Source organism: Muricoccus pecuniae, from assembly GCF_014199205.1.
GTDB lineage: Bacteria > Pseudomonadota > Alphaproteobacteria > Acetobacterales > Acetobacteraceae > Roseomonas > Roseomonas pecuniae.
On the sequence record NZ_JACIJD010000007.1, the window covers coordinates 165040 to 184305 of the forward strand.

Here is a 19266-nt window from a genome sequence, read left to right on the forward strand (position 1 = left end):
AGGGGCGCGGGCCCCTCGGCCCGCGCCCCCTTCCGATCACTGCCCTGCGGCGCGCGGATCAGGCCGCGACCTGCACCCCCGCCATGGAGCGGAGGACGTAGTGAAGGATGCCGCCCTGCCGGTAGTACTGCACCTCGTCCGCCGTATCGACGCGGCACTGCACCTGGGTGCGGGTCTCCGTGCCGTCGGCGCGGCGGATGACGATGTCGAGCAGCATCCGGGGCTTCAGGTTCTCGAGGCCCAGGATGTCGATCGTCTCGTCGCCCGTGATGCCCAGGCTCTTGCGGTCCTCGCCCGGCTTGAACACCAGCGGGAGCACGCCCATGCCGACGAGGTTCGAGCGGTGGATGCGCTCGAAGCTCTCCGCGATCACGGCCTTCACGCCGAGCAGCATCGTGCCCTTCGCCGCCCAGTCGCGGGAGGAGCCGGTGCCGTACTCCTTGCCGCCGAAGATCACCAGCGGCACGCCCTCGGCCTTGTAGCGCATCGCGGCGTCGTAGATCGGCATCACCTCGCCCGAGGGGAAGTGCTTCGTGATGCCGCCCTCGATGCCGGGCACCAGCTCGTTCTTGATGCGGATGTTGGCGAAGGTGCCGCGCATCATGACCTCATGGTTCCCGCGGCGCGCGCCGTAGGAGTTGAAGTCGTTCTGCCGGACCTGGTGCTCCAGCAGGTACTCGCCGGCGGGAGAGGCCTTCTTGATGGAGCCCGCGGGGGAGATGTGGTCGGTGGTGATGCTGTCCGCGAGTTCCGCCAGCACCCGCGCGCCGTGCACGGAGCCGACCGGCGCCGGCTCGGGCGAGATGCCCTCGAAGTAGGGGGGGTTCTGGACATAGGTGGAGCCGGAGTTCCAGCGATAGGTGTCCGTGCCCGTCTCGACCTGGATGCCCTGCCAGTGCTCGTCGCCCTTGAAGACATCGGCGTAGCGGGACTGGAACATCTCGCGGGTCAGGACCCGCTCCACGACCTCGTTGATCTCCGCCTGCGTCGGCCACACGTCCTTCAGGTAGACGGGCTGGCCGTCGGACCCGTTGCCCAGGGGCTCGGTCGTGATGTCCTTCGTGATGGTGCCGGCGAGGGCGTAGGCCACCACCAGCGGCGGGGACGCCAGGTAGTTCGCGCGCACGTTCGGGTGCACGCGGCCCTCGAAGTTGCGGTTGCCCGAGAGCACGGAGGCGACGACGAGCTTGTGGTCCTCGATCGCGTCCACGATCGGGTCGGCCAGCGGGCCCGAATTGCCGATGCAGGTGGTGCAGCCGTAGCCGACGGTCTGGAAGCCGATGGCGTCCAGGTCGGCCTGCAGGCCGGAGGCGTTGAGGTAGTCCGTCACCACCTGGGACCCCGGGGCGAGGGAGGTCTTCACCCAGGGCTTCGGAGCCAGCCCCTTGGCCCGCGCCTTGCGGGCGACGAGGCCGGCGGCCACCAGCACATAGGGGTTGGAGGTGTTGGTGCAGGAGGTGATGGCGGCGATCGTCACGTCGCCATGGCCGAGATCGTAGTTCGCGCCGGCCACCGGCACGCGCGAGCCGGGCGGGGGCGCGCCCTCGACGGCGAGGTTCGGCAGCTCCTTCTGGAAGGAGGTGGCGATCTCGGTCAGCACCACCTTGTCCTGCGGGCGCTTCGGGCCGGCCATGGAGGGCACGACGGTCGCGAGGTCGAGCTCAAGCATGTCGGTGAAGACGGGGTCGGGCGTCGTGTCCTCGCGCCACATGCCCTGCGCCTTGCAGAACTCGCGGACGAGGGCGATGCGGTGCTCCTCGCGCCCGGAGAGGCGGAGGTAGCCGAGCGTCACCTCGTCCACGGGGAAGAAGCCGCAGGTCGCGCCGTATTCCGGGGCCATGTTGCCGATGGTCGCGCGGTCGGCGAGCGGCAGGTTGGAGAGGCCGGCGCCGTAGAACTCGACGAACCTGCCGACCACGCCCTTCTTGCGGAGCATCTGGGTGACGGTGAGCACGAGGTCGGTCGCCGTCACGCCCTCGCGCAGCCTGCCCGTGAGCTTGAAGCCGATCACGTCGGGGATGAGCATGGCGATGGGCTGGCCGAGCATCGCGGCCTCGGCCTCGATGCCGCCGACGCCCCAGCCGAGCACGCCCAGGCCGTTCACCATGGTGGTGTGGCTGTCCGTGCCGTAGCAGCTGTCGGGATAGGCGAAGGTCTCGCCCGCATCCGTGTCGGTCCACACCACCTGGGCCAGGTACTCGAGGTTCACCTGGTGGCAGATGCCGGTGCCGGGCGGCACGACGCGGAAGTTGTTGAAGGCGCCCTGGCCCCAGCGGAGGAACTCGTAGCGCTCGTTGTTGCGCTCGTACTCCAGGTCCACGTTCTTCTTCAGCGCGTCCGGCGTGCCGGAGACGTCGACCATCACGGAGTGGTCGATCACGAGGTCCACGGGGACGAGCGGGTTCACCTTCTGCGGGTCGCCGCCGAGCTTGAGCATGCCGTCGCGCATCGCGGCCAGGTCCACCACGGCGGGGACGCCGGTGAAGTCCTGCATGAGGATGCGCGCGGGGCGGAAGGGAACCTCCTTGTCGGACTGGCCCTTCTCGAGCCAGCCCGCGATCGCCTTCGCGTCATCGACGGTGTAGGTGCCGCCGTTCTCGAAGCGGAGGACGTTCTCCAGCAGAACCTTCAGGCTGTTCGGCAGGCGGGTGAAGTCCGCGCCCAGGGCTTTGCCGGCCTCGGGGATGGAGAAGTAGTGGTAGGTCTTGCCGTCGACCGAGAGCGTGCGCCTGGTCTTGAGGCTGTCCTGACCGTTCTTGCTCATGCGTCGCAATTCCCCGTGCGTGCTTGAATTTCAGGCCAGCTTGAAGCATGGCGGTGCTTCCCGGTCCAGGGGCCGGGCTCTTCTCGCAGGGGATATTGGAAGCCGTGCTGGCGACGGAAGGCCTGGCGATCCGGCGCGGCGGGCGGGTTGTTTTCTCCGGTCTTTCGTTGCGCGCCCGGCCCGGAGAGGCGCTGCTCCTCCTCGGCCCGAACGGGGCGGGCAAGTCCACCCTGCTCCGCGCCCTCGCGGGCCTGCTGCGCCCGGCCGCGGGGCGCGTGCTCTGGGAAGGGGAGGACGTGGCAGACGACTCGGCCGCGCACGGCACCCGCACCCGCTATCTCGGCCACCAGGACGCCATCAAGCCGGCCCTGACCCCGCGCGAGGACCTCGCCTTCTGGGCGCGGCTGCGCGGTGGCGAGCCCGAGGCGGCGCTGGCCGCGCTCGGCCTCTCGGCGCTGGCGGGGCTGCCCTGCCGCAGCCTCTCGGCCGGGCAGAGGCGGCGCTTGGCGCTGGCGCGGCTCGCCCTGGGGGATGCCCCGCTCTGGCTGCTGGACGAGCCCACCCTGGGGCTCGACACCGCCTCCGTGGCCCGGCTCGGCGCGCTTCTGGCGGCTCACCGGGCGCGGGGCGGGATCGTGCTGGCCGCCACCCACCTGCCGCTGCCCCTGCCGGACGCGCGGGAGGTAGCGCTGTGATCGCCGTCTTCCTCCGGGAGCTGCGCCTCGCGCTCCGCCACCCCGCCGAGGCGCTGGCGGCGGTGCTGTTCTTCGTCATCGTCTGCGCGCTCTTCCCCTTCGGCGTCGGCCCGTCCCCCGACGCGCTCGCGCGGCTCGCCCCCGGCGCTCTGGTGACGGCGGCGCTGCTGGCGGCGCTGCTGCCGCTGGACCGCCTCTTCGCGGCCGAGGCGGAGGACGGCTCGCTCGATCTGCTGCTGACGGCGGGGCTCCCCCCGGCGGGGCTTGCGGCGGCCAAGGCGGCGGCGCACTGGGCGGTGACGGGGTTGCCGCTGCTGCTGGCCGCGCCGGTCTCGGCCGCGCTGCTGGCCCTGCCGACCGATGCCTGGGGGGTGGCGATCCTCGCCCTCGGCCTCTCCTCCCTCATCCTCTCGCTCCTCGGCACGCTCGGCGCGGCGCTGACGCTCGGCGCGCGGCGGGGCGGGGTGCTGCTGCCGCTGCTCGTGCTGCCGCTCGCGGTGCCCGTGGTGATCTTCGCCGCCGGCGCGATCGAGGCGGCCGCGGGGGGAGCCGAGGCGCGGCCCTTCCTCCTCCTGCTCGGCGCCTTCCTCGCGGGGGCGTTGCCGCTCGCGCCGCTTGCGGCGGGGGCCGCTCTGCGGGAGGGTTGAAGCGAAACGGGTCCGGCGTTCAATAAGACCATGGCCTTCAAGGGAAAGCCGCCCGGCACCGGCTCGGGCGAGATGTCGCGGCGGACGGTGGCGCTCCGCCCCTCCATCGCGCTGCCGCCGCGGCAGCGCGACGAGGCGCGGCGCCTGCGCCGCATGGGGCACGAGCCCGCCCAGATCGCGGAGGCGATCGGCGCCCCGCTGGAGGAGGTGGAGAAGGCGCTCGTCCAGATGCGGATGCCGCGCCCGGAAACCACGCGCGGCACGCTGAACGTGACGCTCGCCGCCCACGCGCTGGTGATGAAGGAGCGCAAGGGGAGCGAGCCGCTCTGGCAGACGATGGACCGGCTGCTCGACGAGCTGCTGCGCCACCGCTCATCCGAGGCCGCCCGCGCGCGGCGGCGGGCGGGCGAGGGCGGGGATCTGCCCCTCTTCCCCGAGGCCGCGGGAGGTCCCGAGGCCTGACGCGCCGGGCCGCGCGGTGCAGGATGGCGGGATGCTGCCCCGTACCCGCCTCGCCGCGCTGCTCCTCCTCTCCCTGACGCTGATCCCCCCGGCACCGGTCGGCGCGCAATCGACTCCCGCGAGGCCGGGCGTGCAGGCCTCCCCGCGCGCCGGAGCCGCTGCCCGCCCGCCGGCCAAGCGGGAGGCGCGACCGGTCGGGGGCGCCGCGGCACGCCCGGCGGCGAGGGCCGGGGAGCGGCGTCAGGTGGCGCCCCGCCCGGAGGCCGCGCGCTCCAAGGCCAGAGCCGCCACCCCGGCCACCCCATCGCGCCCGGCCGCTGCCCGCGCAGCGTCCCCCGCGGGCGGCGAGCGCCCGACGCCCCCGCCGGCCGCGGCGGCGGTGCCCGGTGCACTCATCCCCGGTGCCCTTGCCGGGGCCGCGGCCTCCGCCATCGCGCCCACATCCCCGGCCATGGCGGAAACCGCAGCCCTCGCCGGCCCCTTCCTCCCGGCGCCATCGCCCTCGGGGGAGGCCGCGCCCTGCGAGCCTCGCCCAGCGCCCGTGCGGAGCCTGGAGGGCTTCGGCTACTTCCTCGACCCCGCCTTCTCCCGCCCGGATCCGAGGCGCCTCGCCATGGACGAGGCGGCGGCCCGGCCGCTGCGGGACTGGCTGGCGCTGGTGCAGCGCGCCCTGGCCCGGCACCGCCGCGGCGAGGCCGGGGCGGCGGCCTGCGCGCTGGAGGCGATGGACCACTGGGCCCGGAACGGCGCGCTGCTCGGCGCCTTCAACCTCCAGGGCGACTACCACCGCGGCTGGACCCTGGCGGGGGCGGCCCTGAGCTTCCTCGCGATCCGGGAGGCGCCGGGGCTGGAGCCGGCGCGAGTCACCCGCACCGGGCGCTGGCTGGCCGCGGTGGCACGGGAGGTGCGGCCCCGGCACGACCGCCGCTCCGAGGCGCTGATCAGCGATGTCCGCAACAACCAGGCGGCCTGGGCCGGGCTGGCCCTCGCGGCCTCCGGCATCGCCGCGGGGGACCGCGCGCTGCTCGACTGGGGGATGGAGCGCCTGCGCGGGCAGCTCGCCCAGGTGGACGAGCGCGGGGCCCTGCCGCAGGAGCTGCGGCGCGGCGCGATGGCGCTGCACTACCACCTCTTCGCGCTGGACGCCGTGGCGGCGCTGGAGAGGCTGGCCGCGGCGAACGGCGCGGCGCTCACCGAGGCGGAGCGGGACGCCTTCCGCCGCCTCAGGGACTTCTGCCTCGCCGCCGCGCGCGATCCCGTGCGGATGGAGGCCGCCGCCGGGGTGGCGCAGGCCGATCCCTTCCTGCCCGAGGGCGCCTCGCCACTCTCCCGCGCCCCGGGGCTTGAGATCGCGGCCGCCGCCCAGCCCGCGCCGGAGCTGGATGAGGCCCTGGCTCCCTTCCGCCCCTACACCTCCCCCTGGCTGGGCGGGGAGGTGACGGGGTGGTGGAGGCCGGGGGCGCCTACTCCTCCCGCGGCGGCCGGGCCATGAGCTGCCCGACGGCCTCCCGTACGGAGAGGGAGCTGTCCAGCACGGCGGCAACGGCGGCGCAGACCGGCATCTCCACCCCCGCCCGAGCGGCGCGGGCGAGAAGGGCAGGGGCGGTCGCCGCCCCCTCGGTGACGGAGCTGCGGGAGGCCAGGACATCCGCCGCCCGCTCCCCCCGCCCGATGGCGAGGCCGAGGGAGAAGTTGCGGCTCGCCGCCCCGGCGCAGGTGAGCATCAGGTCGCCCAGCCCGGAGAGCCCGGCCACCGTGTCCGCCCGCCCGCCGAGCGCGATGGCGAGGCGCGCGATCTCGGCCAGGGCACGAGTGACGATGGCGGCGCGGGCGTTCTCCCCCAAACCAGCGCCGATGGCCGCGCCCGCCGCGATGGCGGCGACGTTCTTCGCCGCCCCCGCCACCTCCACCCCCACCGGATCCACCCCGGCATAGAGGCGGAAGCCGGGGGAGGCGAGGCGGGCCATCGCCGCCTCCCGCAGCCCCGCATCGGTGCTGGCGAGGACGGCGGCGGCGGGCAGGCCCTCGGCCACCTCATGCGCGAAGTTCGGGCCGGAAAGCAGGGCGGCGGGCGTGTCCGGCCGGGCCTCGGCCAGGATCTCCAGGGGGAAGCGCAACGTGCCGGCCTCCACCCCCTTGGCGACGAGGATCGCGGGCGGCAGCGCCGGCAGCCCCTCCAGCACGGCCGCGAGATACTGGGTCGGCACGGCGAGGACCGCGAGGCCGGCGCCCGACAGGGCGGCGCCCGCATCGGCGGTGACATGGAGTTCCGGCGGCAGGGGCGTGCCGGGCAGGTGCAGCGCGTTGCGGCGCGCGGCTGCCATGGCCTCCGCCCGTCCGGGGTCCCGCGCCCAGAGGCACGCCTCTCCCCCCGCGCGCAGCGCCTGGAGGGCGAGCGCCGTGCCCCAGGCGCCGGCGCCGATCACCGCGACCTTCATCGAGTCCTCATTCTGGCACGATCTCCGTCACCGCCCAGCCCGCGCCGCGCTCGCTGTCCGACAGGCGCGCCTCCAGGGCGGCGAGGATGGCGCGCGCCGTGTCGGCGAAGCCGAAGGGCGGGTTCACCACGGCGAGCCCGCTCCCGTTCAGCCGCGTGGGGTCCGTCGGCTCGCGCAACCACAGCTCGCAGGCGATCACGTCCCGTAGCCCGGAGGCGGCGAGAGCATCCTGGAAAGCGCGGACGGGGGCGCGGTGCTTGATCGGATACCAGGCGGCCTGGATCGCCGGGCGGAAGCGGCGGGAGAGGGCGGCCATGCCCCCGGCCAGCCGCTCGAACTCGCCCTCCGCCTCGAAGGGCGGGTCCATCAGCACGAGGCCGCGCCGCTCGGGGAAGGGGGTGAGGGCGGCCAGCGCCTCATAGGCGTCCCGCTTGTGGACGGAGACCTGGGCATCGCCCTTGAAGGCGGCGCGGAGGGTCGCGGCGTCCTCTGGATGCAGCTCGCACAGGGCGAGGTGGTCACCCGGACGAAGCATCGCGCGGATGAGGGCGGGGCTGCCGGGATAGGTGCCGCGCGGGAAGGAGCGGACGCGTTCCAGCCAGGGCAGGAGCGGCCCCTCCGCCACCCCCTCCAGCCGCCCGATGCCGTCCCGCCACTCCCCCGTGCGGCGGGCCTGCTCGGACTGCAGGTCGTAGAGGCCGATCCCGGCATGGGTGTCGAGGACGCGGAACGGGGTGGGCTTACGCAGCAGCGCGAGGACGAGGGCGTGCAGCAGCGCGTGCTTCGTGCAGTCCGCGAAGTTCGCGGCGTGGAAGGCGTGGCGATAGTTCATGGGGCGGCGAGCTCGTCCAGCGGCCAGCGCGGGCGGGGGGCGTGGTCCCAGGGATCGGTGAGGCCGGCGCGCAGCCGCTCGATCCCCGCCCAGGCGACCATCACGGCATTGTCGGTGCAGAGGCGAACGGGCGGCGCCACCAGGGGCAGGCCGGCCCCCGCCGCCACGCAGGCGAGCGCCTCCCGCACCGCCGAGTTGGCCGCCACCCCGCCCGAGACGACGAGCGCCGTGGCCCCCGGCGCCATGGCGAGGGCGTGGCGCGCCCGGTCCGCCACCACGGCGGCGACCGAGGCTTGGAAGGCGGCGGCGATGTCGGCCGGCGCGGCAGTGCCCTTCGCCACGGCCTGGGCCACGGCGGTCTTCAGCCCGGAGAAGGAAAAGTCGCAGCCCTGCCGGCCGAGGAGCGGGCGGGGGAGAGGCACGCGCGAGGCATCGCCCTCCTTCGCCAGCCGCTCCAGATGCGGGCCGCCCGGCCAGGGGAGGCCGAGGAGCTTGGCCGCCTTGTCGAAGGCCTCGCCTACCGCGTCGTCCAGCGTGGTGCCGAGGCGGCGGTAGCGCCCGAGCCCTTCCACCGCCACGCACTGGCAGTGCCCGCCGGAGAGGAGCAGGAGAAGATAGGGGAAGGCCGCCCCGCCCGGCAGCAACCCGGGCAGGCGCGGGGTGAGGGCATGGGCCTCCAGGTGGTTCACCGCGACGAAGGGGAGGCCGTTGGCCATGGCGATGCCCTTGCCATAGCTCGCCCCGACGATGAGCCCGCCGATCAGCCCGGGGCCGGAGGTGGCGGCCACGCCGCCGAGATCGCGCGGGAGAAGGCCCGCCCGCCCCATTACCCCCGCCACCAGACCCGGCAGGTGGAGGAGGTGCGCGCGCGCCGCCAGCTCCGGCACCACCCCGCCGAAGCGGGCGTGGTCCTCGGTCTGGCTGAACACGGCCTCGGCCAGGACCGCCCCATCCGGGGCCAGCACGGCGGCCGCCGTCTCGTCGCAGCTGCTCTCGATTCCGAGCACCGGCCCGCGCGGGTCCATATCTCCGCCTTTCACGATTCGCGGCCTGGTTCTAAGACGCCGCCATGCTGTCTGCCCATCCCGCCCCTCCGGGCGCCAGGCCCTCTGCGGGAACCCCGCGCGTGCGGCCCCATATGCGCTCCCTGCCGCTCCGCGTGGGGACGCGCGGCTCGCCGCTCGCCCTGTGGCAGACGCGCTGCTTCCTCGACATGGTGCTGCGCTTCTGCCCCGTGCTGCGGAATGCGGGCGCCTTCGAGGAGCACGTCATCCAGACCTCGGGCGACAGGATCCAGGACCGGCGGCTCGCGGATGTGGGCGGCAAGGGCCTCTTCGCCAAGGAGATCCACGAGGCGCTGCTGGATGGGCGGATCGACTTCGCCGTCCACAGCCTCAAGGACCTGGAGACGGAGATGCCGCCCGGGGTGGTGCTCGCCTGCACCCTCAGGCGCGAGGACAGCCGGGACGTGCTGATCCCCGGCCCCGGCATCCTCGGCGCGCTCGACCCCGCGGACCCCGTGGGCAGCATCCCCGCCGGGGTGCGGCTCGCCACGGCGAGCCTCAGGCGCCAGGCGCAGATCCTCCATGCCAGGCCGGACCTGCAGGTGAGCATGATCCGGGGCAACGTGCAGACCCGGCTCCGCAAGCTGGCCGAGGGCGAGGCGGACGCCACGATGCTCGCCCTGGCCGGGCTGCGCCGCATGGACCTCTCCCCCGAGGGGATGGTGGTGCTGGACCCCGAGGCGATGGTGCCCGCCGCCGGCCAGGGCATCATCGGCGTCACCGTCCGCGCGGGGGACACCGAGCTGCACGAGCTTCTCGGCGGCATCGAGGACCGCGAGGCCCGCGCCGTCTCCCGCGCCGAGCGGTCGCTGCTGGCGGCGCTGGACGGCTCCTGCCGCACCCCCATCGGCGGCCATGCCCGGCTGCTGCCGGACGGGCGCCTGCACCTGACGGGGCTGGTCGCGCGGCCCGACGGCTCCTTCCTGCTCAAGCGCAGCCTGCACGGCGCCGTGGCCGATGCGGAGGCGATCGGCCAGGAGCTGGGCGAGAGCCTGCGCGCGGACAGCCCCTCCGACATCTTTGGCTGAGAGACGGGGCGCAGCCCCGGGGGCCGCAGCGCAGGGCGCAGCCCCTGGGGCCGGGGTGCCGGCCAATCGTCCGGGCTGCCTCGTCACCCGGCCCGAGCCGGGGGCGGCGGCCACCGCCGCGCGCGTGGCGGCGCTCGGCTGGCGGCCCGTGCTGGCGCCGGCGCTGACCCTCTCCCCCGTCCCCTTCGCCCCCGCCCCGGAGGCACAGGCCGCGCTGCTGCCCAGCGCCGCCGCGATTCCCTCCCTCGCCGCCGTCTGGCCGCCGGAGCGGCCCGTGCTGGCGGTGGGGCAGGGGACGGCCGCGGCCGCCCGCGCCGCCGGCTTCCTCCGCGTCCTCGCGGCCGAGGGGGACGGCGCCTCCCTCGCGGAACTCGCCGCGGCGAGGCTGGAGCCGGGGGATGGGCCGGTGCTGCTGGCCTCCGGCCGGGGCTATGGCGACGAGCTCGCCGCGAGCCTCGCCGCCCGTGGCCTCGCCGTGATCCGGCGGGAGGCCTATGCCGCGGCGGAAGCCACCGAGCTGCCCGCCGAGGCCCGCGCCGCGCTGCGGGACGGCACGCTTCGCGCCGCCCTCTTCTTCTCACCGCGCAGCGCCCGCGCCATCCTCTCCCTGATGCGAGAGGGCGGCTTCGGCGGCGCAGCAACCGGCATCCGCGCCATCGCGTTGAGCGGCCGCGTGGCGGAGGCGCTGGTCCGGGAGCCCGGGGGCCTGTCCTGGGGGGGGCTGGACGTAGCGCCGAGACCGGATCAGGACGCGCTTCTGGCCCTGCTCGGCCCCTGCCTGTAATCGCTGCCCCTTCCCGCCGGACCAGAAGGACGACGCCGATCCCATGAGCGACACGCCCCGCACGCCGCCCAACGCGCCGCGCCCGAAGGGGGGAGCCCCGTCAGGAACCTCCGGCAAGGGCGGGAGGTCCGGGGGAGCGGCGAATCCGGCGGCCAAGGATCCGACGGCCCCGTCCGACCCCGCCCCCTCGGCGGCCGAGCTGGCCCTCTCCCCTGGCGAGGCTGCGCCGGTCACCGGCGCCTCGGGCGCCCAGACGGCCGGCACCCAGGCGACGGCGGGTGCCGCCGCCGGAGCCGGGAACGGCCAGCGGGAGACGAGCGGCCCGGCGGCGGGCGGCGCCGCCACCCCTGCCGGCGCCCCCGCCGGCCCCATGCCCTCCAACGCGGCGCCGCGCCCCGACCCCTCGCCGGTCGCGGCGACCCCCGCGGCCCCGCCGACGCCCGCCGGGCTGAACGCGCCGGCGAAGCGCTTCGAGCCCGCCATCCTGCCGATCGCGGCGGCCGTGGTCGTGCTCGGCGGCGCGGTCGCCTATCTCGTCTCCAGCCCGCGCGAGCGGCAGCCCGCCCCGGGGGCCGTGATCCAGGCGGATGCGGCGCGGATGGCCTCGGTCGACTCGCGCCTCTCGGCCCTGGAGGCGCGGCCGAACGCCGCGGGGCTGGCCGAGCGCGCCGCCAATGCCGAGCGCCGGCTGGACGCCGCCGAGGCCGCCGCGCGCGAACTGGCCGCGCGCCCCGTGGTCGATCCCGAGGCCCGATCCGGCGTGGCGAGCCTGAACGCCGCGCTGGAGGCCGCCCGCAACGCCTCCACCGAGGGGCTGCGGCGGCTGGAGGAGCGCGCCGCCGCCCTGGATGCCCGGCTCGCGGAGGAGAGCCGCCGCGCCGAGGCGCGGATCGCCCAGGCCGAGGCGACGCTCGCCAACCGCCTGACCGGGGCGGAGGGGGCCCTCGCCGCCCGCGTGACGGCGGCCGAGCAGGCCTTCGCCCCCCGCCTCGCCGCCCTGGATGCCGCGCTGAACCAGCGCGTCGAAGCCGCCGGCCAGGGGCTGACCCAGCGGATCGACGCCGCCACCCGCTCGCTGGACGAGCGGCTCTCCCGCGCCGAGGCGCAGGGGAACGAGCGCGCGCAGCGCCAGGAGCAGCAGCTCGCCGAGCGCGTGCGTCAGTTTGAGCAGCGCCTCGCCCAGGCCGAGGCCGCCGAGCGCCGCCTCGGCGCGCTGGCGGCGCGCGGCGCGATCCAGACGGCGCTGGAGTCCGGGCGCCCGCTCGGCGGGGCGCTGTCCGGCCTCTCCGGCACGCCGCCCGTGGCGCTCACCCGCTACGCCCAGGCCGCGCCGCCGACGGAATCGGCGCTGCGCCTCTCCTTCGAGGACGCCGCGCGGGCCGCGCGGCTGGCCGCCGAGCCCCAGGGGGGATCGGTGACGGACACGGCGCTCTCGCGCCTGCAAGGGCTGGTGACGGTGCGGCGCGGTGACCAGGTCGTGGTCGGCGATGCCGTCTCGGGCGAGCTGGAACGGGCGCGCCGCTCGCTGGATGCCGGCGACCTCGCCGGGGCGGTGGAGCGGCTGGAGAAGCTGCCCGAGCCATCCCGCAACGCCATGGCGGGCTGGATCGGCCAGGCGCGTGACCTCGTCGAGGCCCGCGCCGCCGTCCGCGACCTCGGCAGCAACGCCTCCGGCGCGGGGGCGAACTGATGCTCCGCGCGATCTGGCTGCTGATCCTTCTCGTCCTCGGCGTCTGGGCGGCGCTCTTCCTCCGCCAGATGGGCGGCAACGTCGAGATCAGCGTCGGCAACACCTTCATCGGCGTGCCGGTCTGGCTGGGGCTGCTGGTCCTGGTCGTGGGCTTCGTGGTGCTGCACGGCCTGCTCTCCGCCTGGAAGTCGCTCCGCGGCTGGCCCGCCCGCCTCCGCGCCCGCCGCGCCGCGCGCCACCGGCGGGACGGCGACGCGGCCGTGACCCGCGCCCTCGTGGCGCTGGCCGCCGGCACGCCGGACCAGGCGCGGCTGGAGATCCGCCGCGCCCGCGGGCTGCTGGGCGACACGCCCCACACCCTGCTGCTGACCGCCGAGGCCGAGCGCATGGCCGGGCGGAACGACGCCGCCAACGAGGCCTTCCGCCTCCTCTCCCAGCGGGAGGACGGCAAGTTCCTCGGCCTGCGCGGGCTGCTGCGGGACGCCATGCAGCGCGAGGACTGGCCTGCCGCCCAGCGGCTGGCGCGCGAGGCCGAGGCCGCCCAGCCCGGCGCCGCCTGGGTGCGGGAGGAACGCGCCGCGCTCGCCTTCCGCACGCGGGACTGGAAGGAGGCGCTGGCGCTCTCCCCGCCCGGCCAGCTCACGGGGCACCGCCGCGCCGCCCTGGCGCTCGCCGCCGCGATGCAGGACCCGGACACGGCCTCCTCGCTGGAGAAGCAGGCGCTCTCCGCCGAACCCGGCTTCGCGCCCGCGGCGCTGGCGGTCGCGAGGCGGCTGGCCGGGGAGGGGAGCCCGCGCCGGGCGAAGGCCGCGCTCCAGGCCGCCTGGGCAGCCTCGCCCCATCCCGACATCGCCGAGGCCTTTCTCGCCGACGAGCCGGACGCGCTTGCGCGGGTGAAGGCGGCCGAGACGCTGACGCATGAGAACCGCACCCATCCCGAGAGCCGGCTCGTCCTGGGCCGCACGGCGCTCGCCGCCGGGCTGACGGGGCGGGCGAGGGCGGAGCTGGAGGCGCTCGTCTCCTCCGGCCAGGCGGACCGCCGGGCCTATCTCGCCATGGTGGACATGGATGCGGTGGAGCTGGGCGACAGCGCGGCCGGCCGCATGGCCGAGGCGAAGTGGCTCCGCGCCGCCGCCTCCGCGCCTCCCGAGCCGCGCTGGCAGTGCCTGAACTGCGGCACCGTCCACCGGAAGTGGGAGCCGATCTGCGAGGAGTGCAGCACCCCCGGCCGGATCGAATGGACGGGCGGCGGCGCGGCCAAGGGCGGGGCGGTCGCGACGACCTGAAAATCCCCTGCCGGACGAGGTTGCCGCGCGGCGCGTAGGGGGCTAGAAGGCGCCCCACCGCAGCGCGTCGGCCACGGCCGGCACGCCAGGACTGGGCCGGGTTAGCACAGCGGTAGTGCAATCGATTCGTAATCGATAGGTCGCGAGTTCGATTCTCGCACCCGGCACCATCCTCTTCCAGAACCCCCGCCGGCTTGAGCGACCCTCGGCGCGACCCGCGTGCGGGTATCTGAGAACTCCGCGAACGTGTCCCGACCCGCTGCCCTGCCGTTGCGGGGAAGGTTGGCGAGTCCATCGAGATCAGCACCGGGACGGCCGATCGGAAGAAGGTCGTGGAGGAATGGCCGGACGTGCTGCGTCAGCGGGCGGAGATGGAAGCGAACGTTTCGCTGGTCGACACGCTCACGACGCCGTGATATTCGTCGACCCATGGACGAACAGCGCTGCCAGAAAGGGGTGCTGTGCGGCCGACCCGCCATTCACGGGGCGACATGAAGCACTACCGCATATATCTCGTCGGCTCGGACGGACGCATCTTCAAGGCCAGGGATGTCGAGTGCAGGTCCGATGACGAGGCTGTTGCACTCGCGGCAGGGCTCCAGGAGAGGGGCTGCGCCATAGAAGTGTGGCAGCGGGCCCGAAAGGTGGGCTGCTTGCCGGAAGCGAGGCAGCGCTACTGCGGTCTCTCAGCAGCCTGTTGAAGGCTGAACCTTTGCTGGCAGCGCCACTCTCCAAGCTCCTCCAACGTCTGATCCGGCATCCCCCGAGGGTCAGCCCCGGTCAGGCTGAAACAGGTGCGGTGCAGCCGTCCCCCCGCCGATTGAACGACTGAACGCGCCCCTCCCGAACCTCGAAGGTCAGCGAGCAGTTCTGTCCGCTGGACTGACCGAAGCCGCCCAGGCCGAACCCCAGACCGGTCCCGACGCCCACGCCGCCACCGAAGCTCCCGAAGCCGAGGCCGAGGGAGGGGAACACGGCGGGGCTGGAAGCCGGGCTGGTGAAGTCATACTGGAGGAGGCGTCGCCCGCTCGGGTCGTCATAGGTCCGGCTGGGCACGCCCAAGCCGCTGACGACATCGGCCTCGGAGCGCCCGACATAGGTGCTGACCCGCTGATCGAAGGCTTCTACGGTGTCGGTAGAGGCGCAGCCCGCCCCCAGGGAGGCCAGGAGGATCGCGGCTCCAAGGCTGCCGTATGAGCGTCGCATTGTCTGGCCTCCTGCGCGGTGGAATGTCTGAGAAGGAACGTTCCGCCCTGCCCGTGGCTGCGTGATGACGGCACTCAGCCCCCTTCGGGCCTTTGCGCCGGCACTCTCCATGGGCACACACTCGGGACACAGGACGCGAGCAAAGGCCCGTTTCGCTGGTTTCCCGGCGTGGGCTGATCAGATCTCGCACCCGGCACCACCCCTCCGGTAGATCCACGACCCCGGCGCGGCTTGCGCTGGATCAATGAACCGTTCAGCCCTCCGTGCGAGGGGCGGGCATGCTTTCCAGCTGCCTGCACGCGCTGACCGCGCTCGATGCCCAGGGGACGCTCGCGCTGATGGGCGCGATGCTGCTGGCCGGGCTGGCGGGCGGCATCACCCACTGCGCCGGCATGTGCGGCCCCTTCGTCATCGCCCAGATCGCCGACGGCCCGGCTGGCGGGCGCTTGGCGCGCCTCGCCGGGGCGGCGCTGCTGCCCTATCACGCCGGGCGGGCCACGGGTTACGCCGGGCTCGGCGCGCTGATGGGCGGGACGGCCGGGCTCCTCTCCTCCCTCGTGCCGCGCGGGCTGCTCGCCCTGCCGCTGGCCCTCGCCGCCGTGGTCATGCTGGCCCAGGCCAGCGCCCGGCTGCCGCTGCCGGAATGGCTCCGCCTCCGCCTGCCGCACCTGCCCGCCCCGGCCTTCGGGGCGCTCGGCCGCCTGCTCCGGGCGCCGCCCGGGCCGGGGCGCGGCTTCCTCCTCGGCCTCATGCTCTCCGCCATGCCCTGCGGGCTGCTGCTCGGCGCCCTGGCCGCGGCCACCGCCTCGGGCAGTGCGCTGGCGGGGGCGCTCACCATGCTCGCCTTCGTTCTGGGCACCGTGCCCTCGCTGGTCGGGGTGGCGCTGCTCGGGCGCTTCTTCGGCCGGCGCTTCGGGGCGGGGCTGCGGCTCGCCTCGGGGATTGCCCTGGTGGCGAACGGGGCCGCCCTGGCCGCCCTCGCCCTCAGGATGGCCGGCTCCGGTTGATCTCGATCAAGGCCCCGTGCCCCCGCGCCGTGTGATCAAGCGCGCATCACAAGGAGTTTCCCATGCCAGAGGGTTTGACCACGCAACCCGTCCCGATAGCCGGCTCCGGCAGCCAGCTGCGCCCGCAGCCGGCCTATGTGGAGGCGCCCCTGCGCGCCTTCGCGATCGCGACCGTGTTCTGGGGCATTGCCGGCTTCCTCGTCGGCGTGGTGATCGCGCTGCAGCTCGCCTATCCCGCGCTGAACCTCGGGCTGGAATTCACCAGCTTCGGGCGCCTGCGGCCGCTGCACACCTCCGCGGTGATCTTCGCCTTCGGCGGCAACGCGCTGTTCCTTACGAGCCTCTACGTCGTGCAGCGCACCTGCCGCGCGCGGCTGCTGGGCGGGGATGACGCGGCCTGGTTCCTCTTCTGGGGCTACCAGTTCTTCATCGTCGTCGCGGCCACGGGCTACCTCCTCGGCATCACCCAGGGCAAGGAGTACGCGGAGCCCGAGTGGTACGCGGACCTCTGGCTCACGGGCGTCTGGGTCGCCTATCTCGTCGTCTTCGGCGGCACGATCCTGCGGCGCGAGGAGCCGCATATCTACGTCGCCAACTGGTTCTTCCTCGCCTTCATCATCACCGTCGCCGTGCTGCACATCGGCAACAACGTCGCCATCCCGACCTCCTTCGGCAGCGCCAAGTCCTACGGCGCCGCGTCGGGCGTGCAGGACGCGATGATCCAGTGGTGGTACGGCCACAACGCGGTGGGCTTCTTCCTGACCGCCGGCTTCCTCGGGATGATGTACTACTTCGTGCCGAAGCAGGCCGAGCGGCCGGTCTATTCCTACCGGCTCTCCATCATCCACTTCTGGGCGCTCACCTTCCTCTACATCTGGGCGGGCCCGCACCACCTGCACCACACCGCGCTGCCCGACTGGGCGCAGGTGCTCGGCATGGTGTTCTCGGTGATGCTGTGGATGCCGAGCTGGGGCGGCATGATCAACGGGCTGATGACCCTCTCGGGCGCCTGGGACAAGCTGCGCACGGATGTCGGCCTGCGCTTCTCCGTCGCGGCGCTGGGCTTCTACGGCATGGCCACCTTCGAGGGTCCCGTGATGTCCATCCGCGCGGTGAACTCGCTCTCCCACTATACCGACTGGACCATCGGCCACGTGCATTCCGGCGCGCTGGGCTGGAACGGCTTCATCACCTTCGGCGTGCTCTACTGGCTCGTCCCGCGCCTCTGGGGCCGCACCAAGCTGTACTCCGAGCGGCTGGCGAGCTGGCACTTCTGGATCGCGACGCTGGGCATCCTTCTCTACATCACCTCGATGTGGGTGTCGGGCATCATGCAGGGCCTGATGTGGCGCGCCTACGACCACCTCGGCTTCCTCCAGTACGCCTTCGTCGAGACGGTGGCGGCGATGCACCCCTACTACGTGATCCGTGCGCTCGGCGGCGTGCTCTTCCTCACCGGCGCCCTGCTCATGGCCTACAATCTCTGGCGGACCGTGCGTGCTCCCGTGGTGGAGGAGGCGCCCGTCGCCCTTCCCGCCGGGTCCACGCTGCCGGCCGCGGCCTGAAGGAACACCGACCATGTTCGGCATCCGCTTCAACCACGGCACCATCGAGCGGAACCTCATCCTGCTCGGCGTGCTCACCCTGATCACCATCTCGATCGGCGGCCTGGTGCAGGTCATCCCGCTCTTCACCGTGGAGAGCACGATCGAGCGAGTGGGCGGCATCCGCCCCTACACGCCGCTCGAGCAGGCCGGGCGCGACATCTACGTGCGCGAGGGCTGCTATACCTGCCACAGCCAGATGGTGCGCCCCTTCCGCGACGAGCGGGAGCGCTACGGCCACTACTCGCTTGCCGCGGAGAGCATGTTCGACAAGCCCTTCCAGTGGGGCAGCAAGCGCACGGGGCCCGACCTCGCCCGCGTCGGCGGCCGCTACTCCGACGAGTGGCAGGTCATGCACCTCCGCGACCCCCGCCACCTCGTGCCGGAGAGCATCATGCCCTCCTACGGCTTCCTCGACCGCCCGCTGAACTACGCGGACATCAAGGACAAGCTGGCGACGCTGCGCGCGGCCGGCGTGCCCTACACCGACGCGATGGTCGCCAACGCCCGCGAGGACCTCGAGGCGCAGGCCCGCCCGGCCGAGGACGGCAGCGCCTTCTCTGCCCGCTACGGCCGCGCCCGGCAGATGGACCCGGACGGCAACGCGAAGGCGATCACCGAGATGGACGCTCTCGTGGCCTATCTGCAGATGCTCGGCACCCTCGTGGACTTCTCCGAGGTCACGCCCGAGCGGCTGCGGCAGCAGTGAGGAGGCGGATATGACCCTCGAGCAGTTCCACAGCCTCCTGGTGACCACCTGGATCGTCTGGTTCTTCGTCCTCTTCGGCGGAATCGTCACCTGGGCCCTGTGGCCCAGCCGCCGGGAGAATTTCGAGCGCGCGCGGCAGATCCCGCTGCGCGAGGCCGAGTAGGAGCGCGCCGCGATGTCCCATGCAGTTGAACGCGACGAGATCACCGGCACCGCCACCACCGGCCACGAGTGGGACGGCATCCGGGAGCTGAACACGCCGCTGCCGAAGTGGTGGCTCTGGACCTTCTACGCCACCATCGCCTTCGCCCTCCTCTGGGTGATCCTCTACCCCGCCCTGCCCATCACGGGTGCGACGGGCCTGCTCGGCCACACCGCGCGCGGCGAGGCGGAGCAGGATCGCCTGGCCCAGTCCGCGGCGGCCGAGCCGATGCTGGCGCGGCTGCGCGGGGCGGATCCCGATGCGATCATCGCGGACCCCGACCTGCGCGCCTACGCCATCGCCGGCGGGCGCGTCGCCTTCGCCAATACCTGCGCCGGCTGCCACGGCGCGGGCGGGCAGGGCGCGCCGGGCTTCCCGACCCTGGCCGATGACGAGTGGCTCTGGGGCGGCAAGCTGGCCGAGGTGGAGCAGACGATCCGCCACGGCATCCGCGCGCCGGACGACGAGGCGACGCGTTCCTCCCTCATGCCCCGCTTCGTGGCGGACGGCATGCTGACGGGCGCGCAGGCGAACGACGTGGTCGAGCACGTGCTCTCCCTCACCGGGCGCACGACGGACGCGGCGGCCGCCACGCGTGGCGCGGCGGTCTTCGCCGAGAACTGCGCGAGCTGCCATGGCGAGCGCGGCATGGGCAACCGCGAAATGGGCGCGCCGAACCTCGCCGACCAAGTCTGGCTCTTCGGTGGCGACAAGGCGAGCCTGCTGCGCACCGTCTCCCTCGGGCGCGGTGGCGTGATGCCGGCCTGGGAGAAGCGGCTGGATCCGGCCACGATCCGCATGCTCACCGTCTATATCCACAGCCTGGGCGGGACTGAGGCGCGCTGATC

Annotated in this window: 18 protein-coding genes and 1 tRNA gene; 14 read left to right on the forward strand and 5 right to left on the reverse strand. The window is 74.0% G+C overall.

Going from position 1 to position 19266, the window contains the following annotated elements; translation table 11 throughout:
- Positions 1–58 precede the first annotated feature (58 nt).
- Positions 59–2764 (reverse strand): aconitate hydratase AcnA, encoded by a 2706-nt coding sequence (acnA, locus tag FHS87_RS09525; protein WP_184516872.1) that lies wholly within the window; start codon positions 2762–2764, stop codon positions 59–61.
- Positions 2765–2868: 104 nt separating this feature from the next.
- Between acnA and ccmA the strand changes: the two genes are divergently transcribed.
- The 4 genes from ccmA to FHS87_RS09545 are packed head-to-tail and all read left to right on the forward strand — an operon-like array spanning position 2869 to position 6060.
- Positions 2869–3459 carry a heme ABC exporter ATP-binding protein CcmA gene (gene ccmA, locus FHS87_RS09530; RefSeq protein WP_312861944.1) on the forward strand — a complete coding sequence of 197 codons (591 nt, stop codon included), beginning with the start codon at positions 2869–2871 and terminating at the stop codon, positions 3457–3459.
- Positions 3456–4106, forward strand: a complete 651-nt coding sequence (ccmB, locus tag FHS87_RS09535; RefSeq protein ID WP_184516877.1) for a heme exporter protein CcmB — start codon at positions 3456–3458, stop codon at positions 4104–4106. The genes ccmA and ccmB overlap by 4 nt, the downstream gene beginning before the upstream one ends.
- Positions 4107–4136: 30 nt before the next feature.
- Complete coding sequence (locus FHS87_RS09540; protein WP_184516880.1) at positions 4137–4568, forward strand: hypothetical protein; 432 nt, start codon at positions 4137–4139, stop codon at positions 4566–4568.
- A 31-nt stretch (positions 4569–4599) separates the two neighbouring features.
- Complete coding sequence (locus FHS87_RS09545; RefSeq protein WP_184516883.1) at positions 4600–6060, forward strand: alginate lyase family protein; 1461 nt, start codon at positions 4600–4602, stop codon at positions 6058–6060.
- Here the strand turns inward: FHS87_RS09545 and FHS87_RS09550 are convergent.
- Genes FHS87_RS09550 through tsaD form a run of 3 tightly spaced genes read right to left on the reverse strand, consistent with a single transcriptional unit; the run spans position 6032 to position 8863 of the window.
- A complete protein-coding gene (locus FHS87_RS09550; RefSeq protein WP_184516886.1) occupies positions 6032–7006 on the reverse strand; it encodes an NAD(P)H-dependent glycerol-3-phosphate dehydrogenase in 975 nt (324 codons plus the stop codon). The genes FHS87_RS09545 and FHS87_RS09550 overlap by 29 nt on opposite strands.
- A gap of 7 nt (positions 7007–7013) precedes the next feature.
- On the reverse strand, positions 7014–7838 hold the full coding sequence (locus FHS87_RS09555; RefSeq protein WP_184516888.1) for a 23S rRNA (adenine(2030)-N(6))-methyltransferase RlmJ: 825 nt from the start codon (positions 7836–7838) through the stop codon (positions 7014–7016).
- A complete protein-coding gene (gene tsaD / locus FHS87_RS09560; RefSeq protein WP_184516890.1) occupies positions 7835–8863 on the reverse strand; it encodes a tRNA (adenosine(37)-N6)-threonylcarbamoyltransferase complex transferase subunit TsaD in 1029 nt (342 codons plus the stop codon). The genes FHS87_RS09555 and tsaD overlap by 4 nt, the downstream gene beginning before the upstream one ends.
- Positions 8864–8976: 113 nt before the next feature.
- Between tsaD and hemC the strand changes: the two genes are divergently transcribed.
- The 5 genes from hemC to FHS87_RS09585 all read left to right on the forward strand — a co-directional run bounded on the left by hemC (position 8977) and on the right by FHS87_RS09585 (position 13860).
- A complete protein-coding gene (gene hemC / locus FHS87_RS09565) occupies positions 8977–9930 on the forward strand; it encodes a hydroxymethylbilane synthase (protein WP_246418294.1) in 954 nt (317 codons plus the stop codon).
- Between the two features lie 55 nt (positions 9931–9985).
- Positions 9986–10714: a uroporphyrinogen-III synthase gene (locus FHS87_RS09570; protein WP_184516893.1), complete on the forward strand. Its 729-nt coding sequence runs from the start codon at positions 9986–9988 to the stop codon at positions 10712–10714.
- 43 nt (positions 10715–10757) lie between these two features.
- Complete coding sequence (locus tag FHS87_RS09575; protein WP_184516895.1) at positions 10758–12404, forward strand: COG4223 family protein; 1647 nt, start codon at positions 10758–10760, stop codon at positions 12402–12404.
- Positions 12404–13690: a heme biosynthesis HemY N-terminal domain-containing protein gene (locus FHS87_RS09580; protein ID WP_184516897.1), complete on the forward strand. Its 1287-nt coding sequence runs from the start codon at positions 12404–12406 to the stop codon at positions 13688–13690. Before FHS87_RS09575 ends, FHS87_RS09580 begins: the two co-directional genes overlap by 1 nt.
- A 95-nt stretch (positions 13691–13785) precedes the next feature.
- Positions 13786–13860 (forward strand) — tRNA-Thr (locus FHS87_RS09585).
- A gap of 610 nt (positions 13861–14470) precedes the next feature.
- Here FHS87_RS09585 and FHS87_RS09590 read toward each other — a convergent pair.
- Positions 14471–14896 carry a hypothetical protein gene (locus FHS87_RS09590; protein ID WP_184516900.1) on the reverse strand — a complete coding sequence of 142 codons (426 nt, stop codon included), beginning with the start codon at positions 14894–14896 and terminating at the stop codon, positions 14471–14473.
- Positions 14897–15174: 278 nt separating this feature from the next.
- On the opposite strand from FHS87_RS09590, the gene FHS87_RS09595 reads away from it, so the two are divergent.
- The 5 genes from FHS87_RS09595 to ccoP all read left to right on the forward strand — a co-directional run bounded on the left by FHS87_RS09595 (position 15175) and on the right by ccoP (position 19264).
- Positions 15175–15903, forward strand: coding sequence for a sulfite exporter TauE/SafE family protein (locus FHS87_RS09595; RefSeq protein WP_184516903.1), 729 nt, complete (start codon positions 15175–15177; stop codon positions 15901–15903).
- A 62-nt stretch (positions 15904–15965) separates the two neighbouring features.
- Positions 15966–17468 (forward strand): cytochrome-c oxidase, cbb3-type subunit I, encoded by a 1503-nt coding sequence (gene ccoN / locus FHS87_RS09600; RefSeq protein WP_184516906.1) that lies wholly within the window; start codon positions 15966–15968, stop codon positions 17466–17468.
- A gap of 13 nt (positions 17469–17481) precedes the next feature.
- Complete coding sequence (gene ccoO / locus FHS87_RS09605) at positions 17482–18216, forward strand: cytochrome-c oxidase, cbb3-type subunit II (protein WP_184516909.1); 735 nt, start codon at positions 17482–17484, stop codon at positions 18214–18216.
- Between the two features lie 10 nt (positions 18217–18226).
- Positions 18227–18379 (forward strand): cbb3-type cytochrome oxidase subunit 3, encoded by a 153-nt coding sequence (locus FHS87_RS09610; RefSeq protein ID WP_184516912.1) that lies wholly within the window; start codon positions 18227–18229, stop codon positions 18377–18379.
- Between the two features lie 12 nt (positions 18380–18391).
- Positions 18392–19264 carry a cytochrome-c oxidase, cbb3-type subunit III gene (gene ccoP / locus FHS87_RS09615; protein WP_184516915.1) on the forward strand — a complete coding sequence of 291 codons (873 nt, stop codon included), beginning with the start codon at positions 18392–18394 and terminating at the stop codon, positions 19262–19264.
- Positions 19265–19266 lie beyond the last annotated feature (2 nt).

Excerpts from the sequence above, each read along its gene's own strand:
- ccoN (WP_184516906.1), top strand. The coding sequence starts at position 15,966 with ATGCCAGAGGGTTTGACCACGCAACCCGTCCCGATAGCCGGCTCCGGC.
- FHS87_RS09610 (WP_184516912.1), top strand. The coding sequence starts at position 18,227 with ATGACCCTCGAGCAGTTCCACAGCCTCCTGGTGACCACCTGGATCGTC.
- FHS87_RS09540 (WP_184516880.1), top strand. The coding sequence starts at position 4,137 with ATGGCCTTCAAGGGAAAGCCGCCCGGCACCGGCTCGGGCGAGATGTCG.
- FHS87_RS09580 (WP_184516897.1), top strand. The coding sequence starts at position 12,404 with ATGCTCCGCGCGATCTGGCTGCTGATCCTTCTCGTCCTCGGCGTCTGG.
- FHS87_RS09550 (WP_184516886.1), bottom strand. The coding sequence starts at position 7,006 with ATGAAGGTCGCGGTGATCGGCGCCGGCGCCTGGGGCACGGCGCTCGCC.
- FHS87_RS09575 (WP_184516895.1), top strand. The coding sequence starts at position 10,758 with ATGAGCGACACGCCCCGCACGCCGCCCAACGCGCCGCGCCCGAAGGGG.
- FHS87_RS09590 (WP_184516900.1), bottom strand. The coding sequence starts at position 14,896 with ATGCGACGCTCATACGGCAGCCTTGGAGCCGCGATCCTCCTGGCCTCC.
- acnA (WP_184516872.1), bottom strand. The coding sequence starts at position 2,764 with ATGAGCAAGAACGGTCAGGACAGCCTCAAGACCAGGCGCACGCTCTCG.
- tsaD (WP_184516890.1), bottom strand. The coding sequence starts at position 8,863 with ATGGACCCGCGCGGGCCGGTGCTCGGAATCGAGAGCAGCTGCGACGAG.
- ccoO (WP_184516909.1), top strand. The coding sequence starts at position 17,482 with ATGTTCGGCATCCGCTTCAACCACGGCACCATCGAGCGGAACCTCATC.
- FHS87_RS09555 (WP_184516888.1), bottom strand. The coding sequence starts at position 7,838 with ATGAACTATCGCCACGCCTTCCACGCCGCGAACTTCGCGGACTGCACG.
- FHS87_RS09595 (WP_184516903.1), top strand. The coding sequence starts at position 15,175 with ATGCTTTCCAGCTGCCTGCACGCGCTGACCGCGCTCGATGCCCAGGGG.
- FHS87_RS09545 (WP_184516883.1), top strand. The coding sequence starts at position 4,600 with ATGCTGCCCCGTACCCGCCTCGCCGCGCTGCTCCTCCTCTCCCTGACG.
- ccoP (WP_184516915.1), top strand. The coding sequence starts at position 18,392 with ATGTCCCATGCAGTTGAACGCGACGAGATCACCGGCACCGCCACCACC.
- hemC (WP_246418294.1), top strand. The coding sequence starts at position 8,977 with ATGCGCTCCCTGCCGCTCCGCGTGGGGACGCGCGGCTCGCCGCTCGCC.